Source organism: Flexivirga endophytica (assembly GCF_014640635.1).
Classification (GTDB): Bacteria; Actinomycetota; Actinomycetes; order Actinomycetales; family Dermatophilaceae; genus Flexivirga; species Flexivirga endophytica.
The window spans coordinates 403,944-425,621 of record NZ_BMHI01000003.1; the positions used below are offsets into that span (position 1 = coordinate 403,944).

A 21,678-nucleotide genomic window follows, 5' to 3' on the forward strand; every position below is an offset into this window, starting at 1 on the left:
CCGTTTTATGAAACGTTGACCGCTCTGAAAGGCGCCCCCATGAGTTCCCCAGCGCAGTCCGGACGTCGCGAGCTGCCCCAGAACTCGCCCGGAAATCTGTTGAGCGACCCATTGAACGGCGAGACGCCGGCACTCCGTCTCTTCGCGCTCATCGAACTGATCGGCGGCAAGGACCACTTCGTCACGTTGCAGGGTCTGGTCGAGGAGACCGGCCTGCCCAAGCCGACACTGCACCGGATGCTGCAGCAGCTGGAGGGCGCGGACCTACTGGTACGCCAGGCCGACGGACGGCACTACGGCACGGGCGCCCGGCTGCGCAGCTTCGCGGAGACCCTGATGCTCAACACCGTGCAGTTCGGAGCTCGGCATGCCGTGCTGCGCAACCTCGCCGCGGAGACCGGCGAGACGTGCAACATCACCGCGCTGTCCGGCGACCAGGTCGTCTACCTGGATCGGGTCGAGACCGACGAACCGCTACGCGTGCAGCTCGGACCGGGGTCACGCGTGCCGATGCACGCGTCGGCGAGTGGCAAACGGGTGCTCGCCCAGTTGAGCACCAAGCAGCGTCACCGACTGCTCGAGCATGCGCCGCTACAGCGATTCACCTCGCACACGATCACCTCGCTGGAGAAGTTGGACGTCGAGCTCGACACGATCGCCGAGCAGGGCTATGCCATCGACGATGAGGAATACCTGCCGGGTCTGGTCTGCATCGCAGTACTCGTTCCCGGCGACGGCGAGCGCTCGAACCTGTGCGTGGCCACCCAGGCGCCGGTCCTGCGGATCGACAAATCATCCGCGACGAAGCTGCTCCCCGCGCTGCACCGCGCGGCCGCGGCACTCGCCGACATCGAGCAGGAGGGCAACCGATGATCACCCCACGAATTTCTCCCCCGCTCCGCTCCGCCGCGGTACGAGAGCTTTTCGGCATCGAGACGACCATGCGCGTCCCGGTGGGCACCCCACCGGACGACCTCGCCGAGCACGTGCCCACGGTCGATCCGGCATACGTCTTCGACCCGGACGTGACCCTCGCGATCCTGTCCGGGTTCGCGCACAACCGGCGGGTGCTGCTGCAGGGACTGCACGGCACGGGCAAGTCCACCCACGTCGAGCAGGTGGCGGCCCGGCTCGGCTGGCCGTGCGTGCGGGTCAACCTGGACGGGCATCTGTCGCGGCTCGATTTCGTCGGGCGCGACACGGTGGTGGTCCGCGACGGTGTGCAGGTCACCGAGTTCGCCGAAGGCATCCTGCCCTGGGCCTTGCAGCGACCCGTCGCACTGCTGTTGGACGAGTATGACGCCGGCCGACCCGACGTCATGTTCGTCCTACAACGAGTCCTCGAGCAGGAGGGCAGCCTGACCCTGCTGGACCAGAACCGCGTGCTGCACCCGCACGACGACTTCCGCCTCTTCGGCACGGCCAACACCGTCGGCCTGGGCAACACCAGCGGCCTCTACCACGGCGTGCAACGGCTCAACCACGCCCAGCTGGACCGGTGGTCGGTGGTTGCGACGCTCAATTACCTTCCCGCACAACGCGAATCGGACATCGTCCTCGGACGAGTGGCCGATCTGCGGACGCGTCCCGAGCTGGTCGCCGCGATGGTCGAGTTCGCCGCCCTCACCCGCCGAGCCTTCGCCGCGGGCGACCTGTCGACGCTGATGTCGCCACGGACGGTGATCAGCTGGGCGGAGAACATCGCCATCTTCGACGATGTCGCGCGTTCGCTGCGACTGGCCTTCACCAACAAGTGCGCCGACGACGAGAAGCCGCTGGTGGCGGAGTTCTTCCAGCGTTGCTTCGACGCGGATCTCGACATCGCGTTGCCGGCGACCGCATAGCCCATGGCTTCGGATCAGGACGTTGCACCGGCGGTCGCGCTCGCCGAGCGTTCGGCAGCCGCAGCGCGCGCGCTGGGCGGCGTCGGGCTCGTCCGACGGGGCGAGGTGCTACTGACCGAGCGCGGCGCACGGCCGGTCAGTGCCGCGCACGTCGTGACCGCCGATCTGACCGACGCCGCGACTTCCTCCGGCGTCGCGGACGCGGTCGGTGCCCGGCTGCGGCAGAGCGACCCGACACTGCACGCGAGGCTGATGCCCGAACCCGAGATCGCACGCGTCGTGTTCGAGGCCGCCGAGCAGCTCCGCTGCGAATCCCTCGTGCCCACAACACTTCCCGGGACACGCCGCAATCTGACCAGATTGTTCGACCGTTGGGTGGACTCCGCAGGGCAGACCGGCGCGACGGAGACCGAGCTCGGGCTGCACCTACTGACCATCGGCGTCGTGCTGCGTTCACGGCTGACAGCGACACCGATCGCGGAGGACCTCGAGGACATCATCGAGGCCACCCGATTCGGGCTCGCAGAAGCCATCGGCCGACCGCTGCGGACACTGTCCCGGTGCGCCGCCGACCAGGCAGCCTTCGCGGAGGCGGCGCTCCAGATCGCGCTGGTCGTCGCCGACCGTTTTCCGGAAGAACGCAGCGCCGCCGAACGTGCCACCCTGCGGGAGGCCGGGTTCGTGCCGACCGTGCCGCCGGGCTCCGACGGCGACGATCCGGCCGATGGCGACACCGTCGGAGTGGTCGGTCCTGACGCCATACATGATGAATATGGCGTGTTCACAACGGCATACGACAAGAAGTCTGAGGGTGCTGCGCTCGGCCGGCCCGAGCAGTTGGACCGCTGGCGGCTCGCGCTCGAGCAGACGTCACGACCGTTCCCGGCCGGCCGGGTCGCCCGGATCGCAGCCGCGCGCCTCAGCACTCGCATCGACGACGGCTGGTCGGCCGGTGCCGATGAGGGACTGGTGGACCCGGCACGCCTTGGCGAGTTCGTTGCACGGCAGGACCCCACGGGCCTCTTCCGTCTGCCTGCGACGCGACCGCACTGTGACGCCGCGGTGACGATCCTGCTGGACTGCTCCGGTTCGATGCGCCGGCACAGCGCGGCCACTGCGGCTCTCTGCGACCTGCTCGGGCAGGGTTTGGACCTGGCCGGCATATCCGTCGGCGTTCTCGGGTTCAGCACGGTGGACTGGCACGGCGGGCGTGCCGTGACGGAGTGGCGCAATGCCGGATCACCAGCAAATCCAGGCAGATTGGGCGGCACGCACCACCTGACGTTCGCCCGGCCGGGCAGTGCGTGGCGCGCGGCCCGGCGTGGCCTGCCCGCGTTGCTGCGCCCGGATCTGTATGCCGAGGGCATCGACGGCGAAGCGCTGGAATGGGCGGCCGGGCTCGCGCTGCAACAGGACGCCCGGCGACGCATCCTGTTGGTCATCTCCGACGGTGGCCCGATGTCGACCGCCACCCGCGATGCCGAGGGACCGGCATACCTCGACCGGCACCTGGCCGCGGTCGCCGACTCCATCGAGCGCGGCGGCCGGATCGAGTTGTCGGCGTTGGGGATCGACGCCGATCTGAGTGCCTTCTATCGGCGCAGCCGATCGGTGATCTACGGAGACCGGCTCAGCCGCGACACGGTGCACGCGGCGCTGGATCTGGTCACCGGGCTCTGAGGTCACCGCACCGACGCTGCGACGCCACGAGGATGGCCCATCTGTGAGCGCCACAAGCGTCAGGCACCTGATCTGCGACCTTCCCACAGTGGTAACGCCAACCGGACAGGCCTCGCCTGTGCCGCGCTTGGCGGAAGGCTTGCGCGATGCGCTGTCTTCACGACTGGTGGAGTGCTCGGCTGTCGAGCGCGGCGAGCATCGAGACAGCGGTCGAAACAATGCTGGCCCAACCTGGCTGCCACGACCGGGCAACGATCAGCGAGTAGATGGCCGAAGCCAATGGCAGGCCGACGAATGTTGGGTCGCAACCAGATCGTGCAGGGCTCCGGCGATGGCTGGTTCGGTGGGGACTCGGGCGTCCCAGTCGGGTAGCCGCTCACCGAATCGGTGGTGAGAACGGCAGAGGCGACAGCCGGTTGCCGAGGGCGAGCACCTGCCGCCCACCGGCCAAAGCCGTCGCCAGAACAATGATATCGTTAGTGTGATATCGGAGGTGGTCGTAATGGAACAAATCCTGATCCGCAATCTTCCCGCAGGGACGAAGGCGGCGCTTCGCGCACGTGCCAAGCAGCGTCACCGGTCGCTCGAGGCGGAGGCGCGTGACGTACTCACCAGGGCGCTGGAGGGCGAGCCCATCACCATCGTTGACCTCCTGGGCACCGACGAAGGTGCCGATATCGAGTTCGAACCCGAACGGCTGGGCCTGACGACTCGCTCAGCGCAACTGTGAAGTACCTCTTGGACACCAATGTCGTGTCCGCGCTCCGGGTCCGAGGGCGCAACCTGTCGGTCGAGGTGTGGGCGTCGTCGGTTCCCGTCGGTGACCAGTTCGTCTCGGCATTCACCATCGCGGAGATCGAGCGGGGCGTGATTGCCAAAGAGCGATCCGCCACCGGGCAAGGTGCTGTCCTGCGTCGCTGGTTCGACGAGAACGTGCTGCCCACGTTCGCCGACCGAGTGCTGCCATTCGACCTTCCGGCGGCCCGGGTCCTCGCCGCCTATCGGGTTCCAGAGCACGCACCGCTTGACGACGCCCTGATCGCCGCCGTCGCCGAGTCCGCGCAGATGACCGTCGTGACCCGGAACACCAAACACTTCGAACCCCTCGGTGTGCCTTGCCTCGACCCGTGGGTATGACGTTCAGCGACTGACCGATCACCCGAGCTGTCCCGGTCAGCCGACGACGGCCGTCCGATCCGCGCCGGCCGCTTGGAGCGCGCTGATCAGCGACACGTTGACGACGTCCTGTGTCGAGCAACCTCGCGACAGGTCATTCATGGGGGCGCGCAGACCTTGCAGGATCGGCCCGTATGCCGATGCGTTGCCGATGCGTTCGGCGATCTTGTAGCCGATGTTCCCGGCTGCCAGGTTCGGGAAGACGAAGACATTCCCTTCGCCGGCGACTGTGGAGTCCGGCGCCTTGCTGGCGGCGACCGACGGGATGAAGGCCGCGTCGAACTGCAGCTCACCGTCGATGCGCAATGACGGATCTCGTTGCAGCGCAAGAGCTGTCGCCTCCCGCACCAGCCGCACTGTCGGGTGATCAGCACTACCCCCGGTGCTGAAGGAGAGCATCGCGACCACCGGTTCGCGGTCGGCGAGGGCGCCGAAAGTGCGAGCTGTGCTGAGGGCGATGTCGGCGAGCCCCTCCGAGTCCGGCTCCGGCACCACTGCGCAGTCCGCGAAGGCGACCGGCACTCCGGTGCCGAGCTCGAGCAGGAAGCAACTGGACAGCAGCGCGGTGCCGGGCGCCAGACCGATACCGCGCAGCGCCGCCCGGATGACGTCTCCGGACGGACTCACCGCGCCCGCGACCGCTGCGTCGGCCTCGCCCGAACCCACCGAACAGGCCGCCACCAGCAGCGGATCCGCGCCGGCCTCCTGACGCTTTTCGGCCGACCACTCCTTGCGCGCTGCGAGTGTGTCCAGCCGCGTGGCGACCGTGGCCGTGTGCAGCTCGTGGACCGAGCGACACTCGACCTCGCGGGACAGGTCAGCTCGCCAGCGCCCGACCAGGATCGGCCGCACTCCGAGGTCGGTGAGTTGCGAGGCAGCTTGCCGCACTCGTTGGTCCTCGCCCTCGGTGAGCACGACAGCGGTGGGTGCAGCGCGCTGATCAATCAGGCGCTGCACCCATCCGCTCGAGAGCGGCTCGGTCATCGGCCGAGAACCTCGTCGATCGGAGTGCAGTCGAGGCCGTGCGCGGTGGCGACCGGCTCACTGGTGATGTGCCCCTCGAAGGTGTTTAGGCCGCCGGCCAGAGCGGCGTCGTCGCGCAGTGCCTGCTGCCAGCCCTTGTCGGCCAGTGCGACGGCATACGGCAACGTCACGTTGGTCAGGGCGTAGGTGGACGTGTTCGCAACGGCCCCAGGCATGTTCGCGACGCAGTAGAAGATCGAGTTGTGCACCGTGAAGGTCGGCTCCGCGTGGGTCGTCGGACGCGAGTCCTCGAAGCAGCCGCCCTGGTCGATCGCGATGTCGACCAGGACACTCCCCGGCTGCATCCGGCTGACCATGTCGTTGGTGACCAGCTTGGGCGCCTTCGCCCCGGCGACGAGGACCGCACCGATGACGAGGTCGGCGTCGGTGACCGCCTTCTCGATCTCGTAGGCGTTGGCGACAACGGTTTTGACCCGGCCGTCATACCGGCGGTCGAGCGCACGCAGCTTGTCGACGTTGGTGTCGAAGACCGTCACGTCCGCCCACATGCCCACGACCATCGCGATTGCGTTCATCCCGGAGACACCGGCACCGAGGACGACGACCTTGGCCGGCCGCACGCCCGAGACGCCGCCGAGCAGAACACCGCGGCCGCCCTGCGCCTTCATCAGGTGGTGTGCGCCCTCCTGCGGGGCGAGGCAGCCTGCCACCTCGCTCATCGGGTAGAGCAGCGGGAGTGCGCCGTTCGACAATTGGACTGTCTCGTAGGCGATCCCGGTGGCGCCGGAGGACAGCAGCGCGTCGGTGCACGGGCCGGACGCCGCCAGGTGCAGGTAGGTGAAGAGAGTGAGGTCCTTGCGGAGGAAGCCGTATTCGGACTCGATGGGCTCCTTGACCTTCAGCACCATCTCCGCGACCGCCCAGGTCTCCTCGGCGGTCGGCGCGATCCGCGCGCCGGCGGCGACGTACTCAGCGTCGGTGATGGACGAGCCGAGTCCGGCACCCTGCTCGACGAAGACTTCGTGTCCGTGCTGGACGAGTTCGTGGACACCGGAAGGTGTTGCAGCAACGCGGTATTCGTGGTTCTTGACCTCTGCAGGAACGCTGATGCGCATGGGTTGTCTCGCTTTCGTATGGCGGGTCAGGGACGGATGTAGTCGTCGGTCGCAGTGAGCACCGCGTCGACACAGCGGAAGAGGTCGTCGAGGACCTCGCGGTCGGCGATCAGCGGCGGCGAGAGCATCAGCATCGTCGCGCCGCGGTCGTCGGGACGGGTGATGAGCCCGACGTCACGCATCGCCTTCGGCATGACCTCGCGCACCAGCGCGCCGCCCTCCTCGGCGGTGAGCTCCCGGCCGCTCCCGCTGTCGCCGGTCAGCTCGAGTGCGTAGAAGTAGCCGGTGCCACGCCATTCGCCGAGTGTCGGGTGGGCATCGACGAGACGGTCCAGCTCCTGCTGGAAGTAGGGCTCGTTGGCGCGGACGTTCTCCAGCACCTGCTCCTCGGCCAGCGCCCCGAGGTTGGTCAGCGCGACCGCGGTAGACACCGGGTGGCCGCCCCAGGTCGCGCCGTGGGTGAACATCCCGGCGCTCGGGGACTCCAGCAGCGCTGCGGCGAGCGGCTGCCGGATGAGCACCCCGCCGAGCGGGGCGTAGCCGGAGGTCGAACCCTTGGCGAAGGTGATCAGGTCGGGGACGACGTCATACTTGGCGGACCCGAACCACTCACCGAGCCGGCCGTAGGCGCAGATGACCTCGTCGGCGACCAGCAGGATGCCGTAGCGGTCGGCGATCGCGCGCAGCTCCGGCCAGTAGCCCTCCGGCGGCACGAGCGCGCCACGCGAGTTCTGCACGGGCTCAGCGAAGATCGCCGCGATGGTCTGCGGGCCCTCCTCCTCGATGATGTCGACCAGTGCCTGCAGCGACGGCAGGTCGGCCGCGGTGCCGCCCTCGGGTACGTGCTCACCGAGGGTGTTCGGGAAGTGCCGGACCCCCGGCATCAGCGGCCCGAACGGCTCCTTGTACTTCGGAATGGCGGTCACGGCGAGTGCACCCAGCGTGGTGCCGTGGTAGGCCATGTCGCGAGAGAGGATCTTGGTGCGCTCCGGCTGGCCCTGACTGCGCCAGTACTGCCGCGCGAACTTCACTGCAGACTCGACGGCCTCGGAGCCGGAGTTGACGAAGAACACCGTGTCCAGGTCGCCGGGCGCCCGGCGGGCGATCGTCGCGGCCGCGTCGGCAGCCATCGGGTGCGCCGCCGACCAGTTGGTCCAGTAGGCGAGCTTCTCCATCTGCTTGGCGGCGGCGGCCGGTATGTCGCTACGCCCGTGACCGATGTTGACGCAGAACAGGCCGGCGAGTCCGTCCAGGAAGCGGCGCCCGGTGTCGTCATACAGATAACAGCCCTCGCCGCGCTCGATGATCGGCAGGCCCTGGTCCTTCCATGCCTGCCCACGGGTGAAGTGCGGGAACAAGTGGCGCTGGGCGAGTGCGCGGGTGTCAGACATGAGGGCCTCCCAAGGACGCGGTAGGTGATTGCACCAACCACGATGGGACAGCCGACTGGGCCTTAGAAGGTCCAGTGGAGTGGTGATTGATGGGCCCAGATCGTGACAATGATTTGGATCGATTCGACCCACGGGCAGCTGCCTTGTTGGTTTGATTGATTGATGCCGCGCGACGACGCAAGGAGATGAGACGTTGGCGCTGACCCTGCTCCAGCTCGACCGCGACAGCGCCGAGCCCCTTTATCGACAGGTTCGTCGCGCTCTCGAAAATGCGGTCACCACAGGGCTTTTCGACGCAGATGAAGCGCTGCCGAGTTCGCGCGCCCTCGCGACGGAGCTCGGAGTGTCGCGCAACACGATCAAGCTTGCCTATGAGGAGCTGATCGCCGCAGGGATCGTCGTCAGTCGGGTCCGCAAGGGTCTGTTCGTCAATCCCGAGGTGCAGTCGGCACTGGCGGCAGGTGCGCACCGTGCCTCGGGGATCGACTGGCCACGGCGAACGAGGACATTCGCCGACGCCGATCTGCCGCACATCGAGAAGGTCGCCGACTGGGCGTCGTACCCCTACCCCTTCCTCGCCGGCCAGACCGATGTGCGCAGCTTCCCGGTCCGTGCCTGGCAGCGGGCGTTGCGGGAATCGCTCTACCACCCGCACGTCTTCCCGTCCCTGCAGGACAGTCTCGGCGTCGACGACCCGATGCTGGTCGACGCGATCCGCCGTCAGCTGCTGCCCACCCGAGGTATCGAGGCGGACACCGACGAGATCCTCATCACTGTCGGGTCGCAGCACGGCCTCGACCTGCTCGGGCGAGTGCTGCTCGGCGGCAAAAGCGTTGTGGCAATGGAAGATCCGGGATATCTGGATGCCCGGCACATCTTCACCCGCACCGGCGCGACGCTGCGGCCAATGGCCGTCGACGCGGACGGGGCGATCCCACCGGAGGACTTCCGCGGCATCGACCTGCTCTACGTCACACCCAGCCATCAGGCTCCGACCAACGTGACGCTTTCGATGGAGCGCCGGCTGCGTTTCGTGCAGCGCGCCGGGCATGCGCGCAGCGTGCTCGTCGAGGACGACTACGACTCCGAGTTCCGTTATCGGGGCCAGCCCAGCCCGGCACTGAAGGCGCTCGACCCGACCGGGGACGTCGTCTATCTCGGCACCTTCTCGAAGTTCCTGTCCCCTGGGCTGCGACTCGGCTACCTGGTCGCCCACCGGGATCTCGTGCGTGAACTCGCCGAGGTGAGACGCTATGAACTGCGCCATCCCCCAGGGCAGTTGCAGCGCGCGATGGCGTTGTTCATCACCAGCGGCGACTACCACCGGGCGCTGCGACGCCACCGCGAACGCCTGCAGCAACGCTGGAGCACCATCACCGAAGCAGTGGGCCGCGAGCTGCCCTTCGAGACCGGGCCGTTCCCTCCGGGCGGGGTCAGCCTGTGGCTGTCCGGCCCGGAGGGGTTCGACGCTGCGGAGCTGACGGTCCGGGCCCGCGAAGCGGGAGTGCTCGTCGAACGCGGCGACGTCTACTTCCAGACCTCGGATGCGTTGGCGCGCAGGCACTTCCGACTCGGCTACGGCGCCATACCAACCCGGGCCATCACACCCGGAGTGCACGCCCTCGCGGCTGTCTGTCAAGACTTGAGCCACTGAGCCGCGTCATACGACGGAAGCGGTCTTGGTCGCCGTTCTGCCGCTTGCCCGCCGGGGTACCGGCGTCGATCGGATGCACAGGGCGCACACGGCGGAAACCACTCCGGTGACCACGAAATAGCCGATCAACAGGCTTGTCCCGCCATCGGCGCGGTCGAGCAGCCACGTCAGGATCATCGGTGTGAGACCTGAGGCGAAGATGCCCGACACCTGGTAGACCGCGGAGATGCCGGTGTAACGGACGTGCACCGGGAAGAGCGTTGCGAAGAACGCGCCCTCGGGGCCGTACATGAGCGGGTACAGGACCCCGAGCGCCAGCACGATGCCGAACCCGAAGACGAGGGCGTTGCCGGTGTGCAGCATCGGAAAGACCACGATCGGCGCGATGGCCGCGAGCACCGCTCCCACTGCATAGGTTTCGCGCATACCGACCCGGTCGGCGAGCATCCCGCTGACCGGGATGAGGAACAGCAGCACGACAGCGCCCGCCATCACGCCGAGGAGTGCCGACTGGCGTTCCATGCCCAGGGTGTCGGTCGCGTAAGTGATCGAGAAGACCGCCCATGCGTTGAAGGCGACACCCTCGACCCAGCGAGCACCCATACCCAGCCACAGGTTTCGCCTGCTGATCGGATCAGACAGCAACTCTTTGGCGGGCACCTTCGCCTTGCCCTCGCTCTGCTCGAGGTCGCGGAAGGCAGGTGTCTCCATGACCTTGAGCCGCACGATCATCCCCACTAGGACGAGCAGCAGGCTCAGCCAGAAGGTGATCCGCCAGCCCCACGAGGTGAATGCACCGTCGCTCATGACGGCACCGGCGAGGGCGAAGACGCCCGTGCCGAGCACGAGGCCGACGGCGAGGCCGGCTTGTGGCGTCGAGCCGTAGAGCGCCTTCTTGCCGGACGGCGCGTATTCGACCGACATCAGGACGGCGCCGCCCCACTCGCCGCCGACCGCGACCCCCTGCAGCAGGCGCAGGACGATCAGCATGGCGGGGGCGAGGATGCCAACCTGGTCGTATGTCGGCAGACACCCGATCAGGAAGGTCGCGACGCCCATGATCAGCATGGTCATGACCAGGGTCCGTTTGCGGCCCATCTTGTCGCCGATGTGCCCGAAGACCAGCCCACCGATCGGTCTGGCCACAAACCCCAGCGCGAAGGTCGCGAAGGCGAGCATCGTGCTGACCGCTGGATCGTGCGCGGGGAAGAACTGCTTGTTGAAGATGAGCCCCGCGGCGACGCCGTAGAGGAAGAAGTCGTACCACTCCACGGTGGTGCCCATCACGCACGACGCGAGTACCGCCCGGATCTGCTTCTTGTCCGGGCGCGACGTCGGTGCGTCGATCGCCTCTTGGCTGTTCGACATCGGTGACCTCCTAGGTCCCTGGTGCGGTCGTGTCAGAGGGCTGCTCGGAAGATGTCGCCGAGGGCTTCGGCGGTCACGGGCCGCGGAACAACCGACAGCTGTCGGGTCTGCTTGAGCGCTCCGGCCACCAGAGTGTCGACGTCGCTCTCGTCATACCCGAAGGCACCGAGGGTGCTCGGGATGCCGATGTCACTCATCAACTCGTGCAGCACACCGGCGAGCGCGTCGGCACCGTCGGCACTTGTGAAGGTGCGGCCGCTGAGCAACTCCGCCGCCCGCAGGTGCCGCTCCGGATCGCCGGGGTAGGTCCATCGGAACACGTGCGGTGCCGTCACCGAAACCGCTTGACCGTGCGGGACCATCGGCATCTCGGGGTAGCCCGGCGCCTTGTAGCCTTCGACCGCACCGGCGATCGGGTAGGCGTTCGCGTGCGGCAGATGAGTGCCGGCGTTGCCGAAACCCGTTCCCGCGTATGTCGATGCCAGTGCCATCTGGGTCCGAGCCTGCAGGTCGCGGCCGTTCATGACCGCACGGCGCAGGTTCGCGCCGACCAGTTTGAGCGCCATCTCGCACCAGACGTCGCTGATCGGGTTCGCGCCGCAGAAGGCGGGTCGCGTCATTGGGTCGTCCGGCGCGGGTTTGGAGTCGAAGGGCACGCTGGTGTAACTCTCCAGCGCGTGGGACAGCACGTCCATGCCGCTGGCGGCAGTCACTTCCGCTGGCAGCGTCAGAGTCGTGGTCGGGTCGACGATGGCCAGTTGGGGCCGCAGCGCCGGATGGCTGATCCCGGCCTTGAGGTGCAGGCGCAGCATGTCTATGACACAGATCGTGGTCGACTCCGAACCCGTGCCGGCCGTGGTCGGGACCGCGATGAGCGGTTTGAGGGCGTTCGTCGGCCGGCGACCGCCGCCGATCGGCGGAGTGACGAAGTCGAGCAGCTCACCGTCGTGGGTGGTCAGCAGGTTGACCGCCTTGGCGGTGTCGATCGCCGAACCGCCGCCGACCGCGACATACGCGTCGTAGTTACCCTGCCGCGCGAAGTCGATGGCCTCGCCGATCGACTCGTCGGTCGGCTCCACTCCCACCTGGTCGTAGACGGTCGTGGCCAGACCGGCCGCGCGCAGCGACTCGGCAACCCGTGCCGGCACCCCGGACTCGGCGACTCCCGGATCGGTGAGCACCAGCACCGAGCGGGCGCCTCGTGCACCGACTTCCGCGCCGATCTCGGCGAGCGCGCCCACGCCGAATTTCAGCGGTGGTGCGGCCCAGGTGAAGACGGATTCGTTCTCGGTGGTCATCGATTCTCCTTAATTCATAATGTGGCTTGCTGCGCCACATTACGGAGATGTGATCCAGCGCACAAGGGTTCCGGGCAGATTTCTCGTGCCGGCCGCAGGCCCCGCGCCGCCTCGCCCTCCGCCGAGAACGGACCCGTAGAGTCAGCGGCGTGGCGAAATCCGTGAATGCTCCGACCGGTACACAGGCCATCGAGCGCGCGCTCAGTGTGCTCGGCGTCCTTGCGGACGACGGGGAGTTGTCGGCCGGCGAGCTGGCCCAACGCACCGGCCTCACGGCCGGGACCGCCAGCCGCATCGCGAAGGCGCTCGTCGCCGAGGGCATGCTGCTGCGCGACCCGGAGACCGAGTGCTACCACCTCGGGCCTCGCGCGGTCGTGCTCGGGCGCTCCGCCGAGCGTGTGCTCGGCATCGACAAGGCGATGCAACCGCTGCAGGGATTGGCCGAGAGTTCGCACGAGTCGGTCAACCTGGCGGCGCGCGACGGGGCCGAGTCGGTCGTGCTGGCCCGCGTGCAGTCCACTCTGCCACTGCGGTTCGTGCAGCACGTCGGAGCCCGATTCCCGCTCTACAGCACAGCTTCCGGCAAGGCCATGCTGGCCTTCGGGGACGCGACGGAGTCCTATCTCGCAGAGTTGCCGACCCGGCTTCCTCCGGTCGGCCCCGGGACGCTCGCCACCCGCGCCCAGCTGGAACGTCAGCTGGAGCAGATCCGCGAGCGTGGTTACTCGATCGACATCGAGGAGAACGTCGAAGGCGTCCGCTGTGTCGGCGCACCGGTGGTCGACGGCGACGGGATCGCGCGTGCCGCCGTGGTGGTGCAAGCGCCCAGCGTCCGCATGCACAAGGACCGCATCGACGAACTCGGGCCCGCTGTCGCGACAACGGCTCGAGAGGTCTCCCGCGTCATACCGGATGCGAGCGTGCTGCGCTCACAGGGATGACGCGGCCTCCTGCCCCTACTCGTCCTCGTCGACAAGGTCGGACCAAGCGCGCCATGCCTCGGTGTCCCCGTCGTCATACGCCTGCGCCACCAGCAGTCGACCGGTGTCGATCAGGTGCCTTCGCATCGAGATCGCGGCACGCGCGGGGTCCGCGTCGGCTATTGCGTCGACGAACGGTTCGTGCTCCTCGAGCACTTCCAGGTGGGAGCGGGACCGACCTGCGGTGTTCGCCCCGATGAGCCTGGTCGTGTCTCGCAGCTCCGCGATGAGGGCGACCAGCCGGGAGCTGCCCGAGCACTCCAGGATCACCGCGTGAAGTAGCTCGTCGGCCGTGCCGAAGGCCACCTCGTCACCGGATGTGGCAGCCTCCCGCATCCGGGTCAGCTGACGATGCAACTGCTGCACGACGGCGTCGCGGTCACGTCCTTGGCGGGCCGCACGTGCCGCTGCCTGGGGCTCCAGGGCGAGGCGCAACGCGAAGATCTCGGCGATGTCCTGGCCGGTGGGCCGGACACGGCGGAAACCGCGCTGCGGGACGAATTCGACGAGTCCCGCCTCAGCCAGGCGCAGCAGCCCCTCACGAACCGGGCTGCGGGACATGCCCAGCCGCTCGGCCATCTCGGGGACCGAGTGGAAGCCGTCCCGGCCGATCGTCCCGTCATACAGCCACGTACGTATCTGCGTCGCCGCGCGCTCCGCCAGAGTCATGAGTAACATGTTACTCATGCCGTTGATTTCCGCACTTCGTTCCGCCGGGCTGGAGGCCCGCGACGACGACACCACCCGTGCGATCTACAGCTCGGACGCGTCGCTCTATCGTGTGCCGCCGCTCGCGGTCGCCTTCCCCCGCTCCGCGGAGGAGCTTGTCGCCGCATATGCCGTGGCGCGTGAGGACGGCGTCCCGTTGACCACGCGTGGTGCTGGCACGTCCGTGGCGGGGAACGCAGTTGGGCCGGGACTCGTCGTCGACACCTCCCGCCACCTGAACCAGATCCTCGAGATCGATCCCGACGCACGCACCGCGCGGGTGCAGCCCGGCGTCATACAGGAGCAGCTGCAGCGCGCCGCCGCCCCGCACGGACTGCGCTTCGGGCCGGACCCGTCGACGTCGACCCGGTGCACGATCGGCGGGATGATCGGCAACAACGCCTGCGGCTCGCGCAGTCTGGGCTACGGCCGGACGGTCGACAATGTACTCGCCTTGCACGGATTCTTCGGCACGACAAGCGAATTCACTGTCCGCAGTGGGTATGACGACCCGACACCCACAGCGGAGGCAACTGCGCTGCGGGGAATCGCGAAGGACGACCTGGCACACATCCGCACGCAGTTCGGCCGCTTCGGCCGGCAGGTCTCCGGCTACTCCCTGGAACATCTGCTGCCCGAGCGCGGCGCGGACGTCACGCGCTTCCTGGTCGGCACCGAGGGCACCCTCGGGGTGGTCACCGAGGCCACCGTCCGGCTGGTGCCCGACCCGAAGCACCGCCGGATGATCGCGCTCGGCTTCACCGACATCGTCGCTGCAGGGGTCGCATCCCCCGCCGTGCTTGCGCACAACCCGACCGCGTGTGAGGGGTTGGATGCCCGGCTCATCGACGTCCTGCGCACCCGTCGCGGCGACGCGGCAGTGCCGGACCTGCCGCGCGGTGGCGCGTGGCTCTTCGTCGAAGTCAGTGGTGATGACCTGGCCGAGGTTGATGCCCGAGCTGCCGCAGTTGCTGCGGATTCTGCTCTGGGAGCGGTGGATTCACGGGTAGTGACCTCTGCCTCCGAGACAGCCGCGCTCTGGCGGATCCGCGCCGACGGCGCTGGGTTGGCCGGCCGCTCGCCGGCCGGTGAGCCGGCCTGGCCGGGCTGGGAGGACGCGGCAGTCCCTCCGGATCAGTTGGGCGACTACCTGCGCGATTTCGACGAGCTGGTCACCTCGCACGGCCTCACCAGTGCACCGTTCGGGCACTTCGGCGACGGCTGCATGCACGTTCGGTTGGACCTGCCGTTGCAGCGCCCCGATGCGCGAAAGGTGTTGCGGTCCTTCATGACCGACGCGGCGCAACTGGTCGGCCGGTATGGCGGGTCGCTGTCCGGCGAGCACGGCGACGGACGCGCCCGCAGCGAACTGCTCCCACACATGTATGACGCCCGGTCGATCGCGCTCTTCGGCGAGGTGAAGCGGATCTGCGATCCCGAAAACCTGCTCAGCCCAGGCATTCTCGTCGATCCCGCGCCGATCGACTCAGATCTGCGCTTTCCCGCACCGCGAGCACCTCGTACTCGCAGGTCGAGTCCCCTCGCGCTCTCCTGGGCAGCCGACGACGGCGACTTCAGTCAGTCGGTGCACCGCTGCACCGGCGTCGGCAAGTGCCGAGCCGACAACACCGGCTCCGGTGGGGTCATGTGCCCGTCATACCTGGCGACGAAGGAGGAGAAGGACTCCACCCGCGGTCGCGCGCGAGTACTGCAGGAGATGATCAACGGCTCTGTGGTGCAACCGGATTGGCGTGCACCCGAAGTGCACGAGGCCCTCGACCTGTGCCTGTCCTGCAAAGGGTGCTTGTCCGACTGCCCGACCGGCGTCGACATGGCCTCGATGAAGTCGGAGGTGCTGCACCAGGCGTATGCCGGCCGGCGTCGCCCGATCTCGCACTACACGCTGGGGCGGCTCCCGCAGTGGTTGCGACTCGCCCGCCGCACGCCCCGAGTCGCTCGCGTGGCAATGCGGTTCGGCGACCGGGTGGGCTTCGGCAAGCGACTGGCGGGCGTGGATCCGAGGCGGTCGATCCCTGTCATCGCGAAGACCTCGTTCGCGCAATGGGCGAGCAAGCACGACCTGCACCCCTATGCCTCGGGGGTTGGTGAGCAACCTGCACTGCTGTGGGTCGATACGTTCACCGACCAGTTCACCCCGGAGATCGGCGCGGCGATGGTCAGCGTGCTGCGCGGTGCCGGTTATCAGCCGGTGCTCCCGCCCCGCTCGGTGTGCTGCGGCCTGACCTTGATCTCGACCGGCCAACTCGATGCCGCGAAAAGCGCTCTCACCACACTGGTTTCGACGCTCGCACCAGCAGCCGCGGACGGAGTTCCGATCGTCGGCGTCGAGCCGTCCTGCACCGCGGTGCTGCGCCACGATCTGCTGGAGTTGCTGCCGGGCAACGAGGAAGCCACGCAGGTCGCACGCGCCACCGTCACCCTGGCCGAGCTGTTGACGCGCACGGACGGCTGGCAGGCGCCAGACCTGGCCGGCACCCGCGTCGTCGCCCAGCCGCACTGCCATCATCACGCCGTAATGTCGTGGACCGCCGACGAAGCACTGCTGAAGTCGGCGGGTGCCGAAGTCGTGCGAGTCGGCGGATGTTGTGGTCTGGCAGGCAATTTCGGCGTCGAGCAGGGCCACTACGAGGTGTCGGTCGCCGTCGCGGAGACCAACCTGCTGCCTGCGGTGCGCGATGCCCGCCCGGATGACGTCATCCTCGCCGACGGGTTCTCGTGCCGCACGCAACTGCAGGACCTGGCTGGCGCTGACGCCATACACCTGGCGCAGTTGCTTGCCCGCTGAACGTGCGCCGCAACTGGGCCCGCGCACCCTTCGCCGAGAGGACAGCCAAATGTCGAGAGGACAGGGGATTCGGCTCATTTCGTCTCAATTCGCCTGTCCTCTGGGTATATTGCCTGTCCTCTCGGCAAAGACGGTGGCGGGCCCGTCATAGCCCGTCATAGCCCGTCATAGCCGGTCACATCCGCATACCTCCACCACCGACGGCAAAGCCGTGCGGGCGGAGCTGCACACCCGGGATGGCCGTGTTGAAGTCGACCTGGAAGCGGGGGTCCTCGGTCAGTTTATCCCCCTTGACGTTGAAGACCCGGACGTAGTGATCGCCGTCGAGGTGCACCTTGCCAGCACTGCCCTCGTTCAGAAAGTAGTCGGTGACGACGAGCTGGGTGTCGTAGTCGGCCAGCATCGCCATGTGCGGACCTGCGCCAGCAGGCAGCCGGTAGTCGTCCAGCAGCCGCGGGTGGCTGGGGTCGGTGATGTCGAACATCGCCACGCCGCTGGCCCGGCCGGGACTCACGTAGGGAACGAAGAGGCGCGTGCCGTCGGACGAGACACTCATGATCTGGGTCAACGCGCCCGGGACGAGCGTGTTGAAGTCGAAAACGTCCTGATAGCCGCCGGTCCGGGCGTTGAAGAGATAGAGCTGGCCATTGCCACTGCCTCCGACATACCCCTCCCCGTCACGACTCTTCGGGAGCAGCTGGCAATCCATCGAAGCGGCACCCGCGGGCAGTTCAATTGTCTTGGTAATTGTCAGCTTTCGGTAGTCCCAGACCCGGACCGAGGACCGGATCTGCATCGGCCCGGGCACCGAGTTGAGGGTGCTCGCCGGTGCCACGAAGTCGCAGGTCACCATCAGGTTGAGGTCCGCGCGGATGGCGATGCCGTGCGGGTTGAAGTCGGCCGGCGGCTTCTTGGGATACATGCCGACGACGTTGCCCGCCGCGTTGAGTTTGGCGATCCGGCCCGGAGAGCCACCGGCGAGCGACCCCATCTCGGTGACGAGGAAACCGTTGTTGGGCTCGGCTGCGAAGGCGTCCGGAAATGCCGCCAACGGGGTCTTCGCAGACTTGACGAAGACCGGGTGATTGGGATCCTTCAGGCTGAAGAAGAACAGCCAGTTGTGGTCCTGCATGGACGCGAGGATGCCGCCACACGCCAACACTTGTCCGCTCGCGGACAGTCCACAGTGGTGCGGCTCGTTGTTCGTTCCCGCCGACCCGGGCACGATCGTCTCCGCAATGACCTTGCCGTAGTCCGGGCTGGCCGGGTTGAAGTTCAGCGTGATCACCCGGTCGGACTGATCGGCCTGGCCGGGCGTCGGGCCTGCCCATACATACATGTTCTGTACGGCGCCTGCCGCCCCCCGTGGCCCGCCGCTCGCCGCGTAGGCGACACCCGCACCACAGACGGAGGCAACCAGGACGATGGCCGGAACGCCGGCCCGAGCGTGGCGAACGGCGCGGCGGATACCGCCCTGTGCGCGCCGTGAAGTGGACATCATGACTCCCCATCTCGCGTGATCCGGATTTCGCTCAGCGTCGGTCCGTCCAGCAACCCGTCCAGGGCCGCGAGCAACTCCAACCAGCCGCTGAACTGTCTCGGCTCGCCGGATTCATGACGCGCGCTGCCAGTGATTTGGCCGTCCCCGACCTGAGCGTCGATGATCACCCGACGCGTCTCCACTGCCATGGGACGAGCCTGCTCGGAGGCGGCGATCGCCACATCCGGGAGATCCCCAGACGACACCCCCAGAAATTGGCGGCAGGGGTGTCAGGGGTGACTACTGAGGAGGACGTCGGCCAGCGCCGCACGGGTGGAGATGCCGAGCTTCCGGAAGACAGCCGTGAGATGGAATTCGACGGTCTTGGGCGTCACGAAGAGCAACTGCGCAATGTCACGGTTCGCCCGGCCTTCCGCAGCGAGCTCGGCGACTCGTCGTTCGCTGGGTGTCAGCGAGTCCGGACCGGTGAGCGCGTCGCGCCGAGGGCGCCCGCCTGCGGCATACAGCTCGGTCCGTGCCTGTATGGCGAGAGGCTTCGCGCCACAGCGCACGGCGAGCTCGAGGCCGCGGCGCAACGGCTCGCGCGCCGCCGACGGCCGGCGGTCCCGCCGGATTGCCGACCCGAGTGCGATCAGCGCCTTCGCGTGCACGAGCTGCGCCGAGGAGCCCTCCGTGGTCGCGACGGCCTCTTCGAGCAGGTCCAGGCGGTGGTTCGCGCCCGTCATACCCAACAAGCGCAGGACTCGAGACACCGCGCCCGGCGCGCCCCAGCGTCGCGCCCAGCCGAGCTCTTCTTCCAGCAGCTCGGCCGCCTCCTCGTTGCGCTGCAAACCGATCAATGCTGCTGCCCGCAGCGACCGCCACGGTGCCCACGCCGGGTTGACGATCCGGTCACGCAAGGTGGCCCGGTAGCGATCGACGGCCGCGAGCGCGTCATCCGGGCGGCGTTCGGCGAGAAGCAATTCCGCCTCGGCACGGCGTGAATGAGCGTCGAGGTCGCTGCCGGGCGGCATCGGCGGTTGGCCGTCCAGCAGGTCGCGCGCGCCGGCCAGCTCGCCGCGCTCGATCAGGACCTCGGCCATGAAGGCGGAGCCGTAGGCGATCTCGGCGGGAACGGCTCGCCACGGCTCAGCCACCAGCTTCGCGCGCCGCCAGGCCGCCTCGGCCTCCTCGAGTTGGCCGCGCGCGTGCCAGCCGTTCACCTGACCCACGTAGAGGCCGCTCAGCGCGAGCTTCGATCCGCTGCGATGTCCCTGGGCGGCAGCCGCCTCCCACACGACTGGCGCCTCGTCACGATCGGCGAGTGCCAGGACACCGGCAGCTATCCCCGACATCATCAGCGACGGGTCGTCGGCGATGAGCGCACCGTCGGCGAGCGCCGCCAGCGCCAGCTCGCAACACTCCGCGACCGAACCGCCGGCCAGAGCCCAATCCGACGACACGATGGCTGCGAGCATCCGCGCTCCCTGGCCATCCCCGCGCAAGCCGCCTCGGGCCGCTTCCATGCGCGCACCCGCATCCGGAACGTCGGCGCCCAGGTTGACCGAGAACAACTCCAGCGCTTCGAGCCGCCATCGCGTGTCCTCCTGCCCGGGGCCGAGCTCGTCAGCAGCCTGACGGACGACCGCAGCCGCTTGCGACGCAGGCGCGGTGAACAGCAGTGTCTGCGCGAGTGTTTCGGCGACCGCGGCACGTTCTTGTGGATCTTCGATCGCCGCATAGCCGGCCGCCAAGTGCTCCGCCGACGCAGCCTTCTGGTTGGCGAACGCCTCCGCCAGCCCGAGGTCGACCAGCAACGGCGGCCGCTGCTCGGGCGGCGGAGGCTCAATCAAGGCGCGTCCCAGGTAGGCCATCGCGTTGTCGGGATCCGATCGGCCCATCGCCGCGCGGCCCGCCTCGGTCAACCGCGCTGCGACCGACCGATCCGCTCGGCGTGGCGTCATGAGCAGGTGGTTCGCGATCAGCTCCGGGGACGCCTCCAGCTCCATCAGCACCTTCGCGGCTCGCTCATGCAGCAGCTCGCGCTCGGCGGGCGCCAGGTCGAGGTAGACGGCGTCGCGTACGAGCGGGTGAACGAAACCGAGTGGCGATTGGGGCCCGAGGATCTCGGCCGCGACCAGGGCGTGCGCCGCGCTCGCCACACGGGCATCGTCGAGCCCGGAGAGAGCAGCGATCGCAGGGACTCCCGCACTGTCTCCCAACACCGCCACCGCCTGTGCGAGTGCGGCCGCGTCGGCCGGAAGTCGGGCCAGCCGCAACAGCACCGAGCGCAGCACTGCCCGGGGTCCGACATCACGAATCATGCTGGGACGCAACGCATCCGGGTGCACTCCATCGGTCTTCAGCGCCTTGATGACTTCGTGCAGCAGCAGCGGATTGCCACCTGTCGCACGGCGGCACGCCTCAACGAATCCTTCCTGGCCCGCACCACCGAGGCGATGCCGGACGAGCTCGCCGACCGCGCTCTCGCTGAGTGGGGTCGGATGGATGCTGACCGCGGCCGGATCATGCGAAATCTCCGAAAGCAGCTTCGCGTCCTCGCTCGTCTCGCCCTCGCGCACGGTGGCGACCACGAGCAGCCCGCGGTCCTCGATGGGCCGCAACAGGTAGGCGAGGAACTGCAAAGACGCGCGGTCGCACCAGTGCAGGTCGTCGACCGCAAGCAGCAGCGGACCCTCGGCTGCGATGTTGGCCGTCAGCCAGGAAAGCCCGTAGAGGACCGCGAAGCCGACATCGGTCGCGGGAAGGCCAACCTCGGAGGGGTCGAACACCCTGGCCGCGGCGGCCGCGGATCCCGACAACCATCGATCTCGGCCGGCGACAAGCGCAGGCTCGAACAGCTGGCGGACCACACCGAACGGGAGGCTGCGCTCGAAGTCGCTGCCACGAGCCCACAGCACTCGGTACCCCGCGCCGCGTGCTGACTCCCTGACCTCGTGGAGCAGCCGGGACTTGCCGATCCCGGCTGGACCCTCGATGAGCGCGAGCGCCATACCCCCGCGCCGCTGCTGCTCCACGAGGCCGTCGAGTACCGCGAGCTCGCGCTCCCGCTCGAACAGTTCGTCCTCGGCGACCACTGATGCAGTCTCCCGCAACGATGCTCAACTCGCCCCGGGATCCGGGTCAGCGCCATACTTCTTGCACAATGCCGGCACCGGCCAGGACAACGCGCC

At 68.2% G+C, this 21,678-nt stretch carries 17 protein-coding genes; 8 read left to right on the forward strand and 9 right to left on the reverse strand.

Features of this window, described 5'->3' with window-relative positions:
* The first annotated feature begins 39 nt into the window (after nucleotides 1-39).
* The 5 genes from IEX71_RS10530 to IEX71_RS10550 all read left to right on the forward strand — a co-directional run bounded on the left by IEX71_RS10530 (nucleotide 40) and on the right by IEX71_RS10550 (nucleotide 4,661).
* Nucleotides 40-873, forward strand: a complete 834-nt coding sequence (locus IEX71_RS10530) for an IclR family transcriptional regulator (RefSeq protein WP_188836956.1) — start codon at nucleotides 40-42, stop codon at nucleotides 871-873.
* Nucleotides 870-1,844 carry an AAA family ATPase gene (locus IEX71_RS10535; protein WP_188836957.1) on the forward strand — a complete coding sequence of 325 codons (975 nt, stop codon included), beginning with the start codon at nucleotides 870-872 and terminating at the stop codon, nucleotides 1,842-1,844. The genes IEX71_RS10530 and IEX71_RS10535 overlap by 4 nt, the downstream gene beginning before the upstream one ends.
* 3 nt (nucleotides 1,845-1,847) lie before the next feature.
* Nucleotides 1,848-3,524 carry a cobaltochelatase CobT-related protein gene (locus tag IEX71_RS10540; RefSeq protein ID WP_188836958.1) on the forward strand — a complete coding sequence of 559 codons (1,677 nt, stop codon included), beginning with the start codon at nucleotides 1,848-1,850 and terminating at the stop codon, nucleotides 3,522-3,524.
* A gap of 502 nt (nucleotides 3,525-4,026) precedes the next feature.
* A complete protein-coding gene (locus tag IEX71_RS10545) occupies nucleotides 4,027-4,254 on the forward strand; it encodes a FitA-like ribbon-helix-helix domain-containing protein (RefSeq protein ID WP_188836959.1) in 228 nt (75 codons plus the stop codon).
* A complete protein-coding gene (locus tag IEX71_RS10550; protein WP_188836960.1) occupies nucleotides 4,251-4,661 on the forward strand; it encodes a type II toxin-antitoxin system VapC family toxin in 411 nt (136 codons plus the stop codon). Before IEX71_RS10545 ends, IEX71_RS10550 begins: the two co-directional genes overlap by 4 nt.
* Before the next feature lie 36 nt (nucleotides 4,662-4,697).
* Here IEX71_RS10550 and IEX71_RS10555 read toward each other — a convergent pair whose 3' ends face one another.
* From IEX71_RS10555 to IEX71_RS10565, 3 genes are read right to left on the reverse strand one after another with little or no spacing between them, the layout of a single operon-like run.
* Nucleotides 4,698-5,684, reverse strand: a complete 987-nt coding sequence (locus IEX71_RS10555; RefSeq protein WP_188836961.1) for a phosphotransacetylase — start codon at nucleotides 5,682-5,684, stop codon at nucleotides 4,698-4,700.
* Entirely contained in the window at nucleotides 5,681-6,799 is a 1,119-nt protein-coding gene (gene ald / locus IEX71_RS10560; protein ID WP_188836962.1) for an alanine dehydrogenase, read from the reverse strand. Before ald ends, IEX71_RS10555 begins: the two co-directional genes overlap by 4 nt.
* A gap of 26 nt (nucleotides 6,800-6,825) precedes the next feature.
* Nucleotides 6,826-8,190, reverse strand: coding sequence for an aspartate aminotransferase family protein (locus IEX71_RS10565; protein ID WP_188836963.1), 1,365 nt, complete (start codon nucleotides 8,188-8,190; stop codon nucleotides 6,826-6,828).
* A gap of 193 nt (nucleotides 8,191-8,383) precedes the next feature.
* Between IEX71_RS10565 and pdxR the strand changes: the two genes are divergently transcribed.
* The gene (gene pdxR / locus IEX71_RS10570; RefSeq protein ID WP_188836964.1) at nucleotides 8,384-9,844 is read left to right on the forward strand and encodes a MocR-like pyridoxine biosynthesis transcription factor PdxR; all 1,461 of its coding nucleotides are present in this window, start codon (nucleotides 8,384-8,386) and stop codon (nucleotides 9,842-9,844) included.
* Nucleotides 9,845-9,850: 6 nt separating this feature from the next.
* Here the strand turns inward: pdxR and IEX71_RS10575 are convergent, their stop codons facing one another.
* Complete coding sequence (locus IEX71_RS10575) at nucleotides 9,851-11,212, reverse strand: MFS transporter (RefSeq protein ID WP_188836965.1); 1,362 nt, start codon at nucleotides 11,210-11,212, stop codon at nucleotides 9,851-9,853.
* 32 nt (nucleotides 11,213-11,244) lie between these two features.
* Nucleotides 11,245-12,510, reverse strand: coding sequence for a hydroxyacid-oxoacid transhydrogenase (locus IEX71_RS10580; RefSeq protein ID WP_188836966.1), 1,266 nt, complete (start codon nucleotides 12,508-12,510; stop codon nucleotides 11,245-11,247).
* A gap of 149 nt (nucleotides 12,511-12,659) precedes the next feature.
* Here IEX71_RS10580 and IEX71_RS10585 point away from each other — a divergent pair, with 149 nt between their 5' ends.
* On the forward strand, nucleotides 12,660-13,451 hold the full coding sequence (locus tag IEX71_RS10585) for an IclR family transcriptional regulator (RefSeq protein ID WP_188836967.1): 792 nt from the start codon (nucleotides 12,660-12,662) through the stop codon (nucleotides 13,449-13,451).
* 15 nt (nucleotides 13,452-13,466) lie between these two features.
* On the opposite strand, the gene IEX71_RS10590 is transcribed toward IEX71_RS10585, so the two are convergent.
* On the reverse strand, nucleotides 13,467-14,159 hold the full coding sequence (locus tag IEX71_RS10590; protein WP_188836968.1) for a GntR family transcriptional regulator: 693 nt from the start codon (nucleotides 14,157-14,159) through the stop codon (nucleotides 13,467-13,469).
* Nucleotides 14,160-14,175: 16 nt separating this feature from the next.
* On the opposite strand from IEX71_RS10590, the gene IEX71_RS10595 reads away from it, so the two are divergent.
* Nucleotides 14,176-17,004: an FAD-binding and (Fe-S)-binding domain-containing protein gene (locus IEX71_RS10595; protein ID WP_229749639.1), complete on the forward strand. Its 2,829-nt coding sequence runs from the start codon at nucleotides 14,176-14,178 to the stop codon at nucleotides 17,002-17,004.
* Nucleotides 17,005-17,179: 175 nt separating this feature from the next.
* On the opposite strand, the gene IEX71_RS10600 is transcribed toward IEX71_RS10595, so the two are convergent.
* From IEX71_RS10600 to IEX71_RS10610, 3 genes are all read right to left on the reverse strand, one after another.
* On the reverse strand, nucleotides 17,180-18,502 hold the full coding sequence (locus tag IEX71_RS10600; RefSeq protein ID WP_188836970.1) for a selenium-binding protein SBP56-related protein: 1,323 nt from the start codon (nucleotides 18,500-18,502) through the stop codon (nucleotides 17,180-17,182).
* Complete coding sequence (locus IEX71_RS10605) at nucleotides 18,502-18,693, reverse strand: hypothetical protein (RefSeq protein WP_188836971.1); 192 nt, start codon at nucleotides 18,691-18,693, stop codon at nucleotides 18,502-18,504. Before IEX71_RS10605 ends, IEX71_RS10600 begins: the two co-directional genes overlap by 1 nt.
* Before the next feature lie 81 nt (nucleotides 18,694-18,774).
* A complete protein-coding gene (locus IEX71_RS10610; protein ID WP_188836972.1) occupies nucleotides 18,775-21,582 on the reverse strand; it encodes a helix-turn-helix transcriptional regulator in 2,808 nt (935 codons plus the stop codon).
* Nucleotides 21,583-21,678: the final 96 nt, after the last annotated feature.

Bases quoted from the DNA above. Each gene is read 5' to 3' on its own strand.
- IEX71_RS10530 (WP_188836956.1), top strand. From the start codon at position 40: ATGAGTTCCCCAGCGCAGTCCGGACGTCGCGAGCTGCCCCAGAACTCG.
- IEX71_RS10535 (WP_188836957.1), top strand. From the start codon at position 870: ATGATCACCCCACGAATTTCTCCCCCGCTCCGCTCCGCCGCGGTACGA.
- IEX71_RS10540 (WP_188836958.1), top strand. From the start codon at position 1,848: ATGGCTTCGGATCAGGACGTTGCACCGGCGGTCGCGCTCGCCGAGCGT.
- IEX71_RS10545 (WP_188836959.1), top strand. From the start codon at position 4,027: ATGGAACAAATCCTGATCCGCAATCTTCCCGCAGGGACGAAGGCGGCG.
- IEX71_RS10555 (WP_188836961.1), bottom strand. From the start codon at position 5,684: ATGACCGAGCCGCTCTCGAGCGGATGGGTGCAGCGCCTGATTGATCAG.
- ald (WP_188836962.1), bottom strand. From the start codon at position 6,799: ATGCGCATCAGCGTTCCTGCAGAGGTCAAGAACCACGAATACCGCGTT.
- IEX71_RS10565 (WP_188836963.1), bottom strand. From the start codon at position 8,190: ATGTCTGACACCCGCGCACTCGCCCAGCGCCACTTGTTCCCGCACTTC.
- IEX71_RS10575 (WP_188836965.1), bottom strand. From the start codon at position 11,212: ATGTCGAACAGCCAAGAGGCGATCGACGCACCGACGTCGCGCCCGGAC.
- IEX71_RS10580 (WP_188836966.1), bottom strand. From the start codon at position 12,510: ATGACCACCGAGAACGAATCCGTCTTCACCTGGGCCGCACCACCGCTG.
- IEX71_RS10590 (WP_188836968.1), bottom strand. From the start codon at position 14,159: ATGACTCTGGCGGAGCGCGCGGCGACGCAGATACGTACGTGGCTGTAT.
- IEX71_RS10595 (WP_229749639.1), top strand. From the start codon at position 14,176: ATGCCGTTGATTTCCGCACTTCGTTCCGCCGGGCTGGAGGCCCGCGAC.
- IEX71_RS10600 (WP_188836970.1), bottom strand. From the start codon at position 18,502: ATGTCCACTTCACGGCGCGCACAGGGCGGTATCCGCCGCGCCGTTCGC.
- IEX71_RS10605 (WP_188836971.1), bottom strand. From the start codon at position 18,693: ATGGCAGTGGAGACGCGTCGGGTGATCATCGACGCTCAGGTCGGGGAC.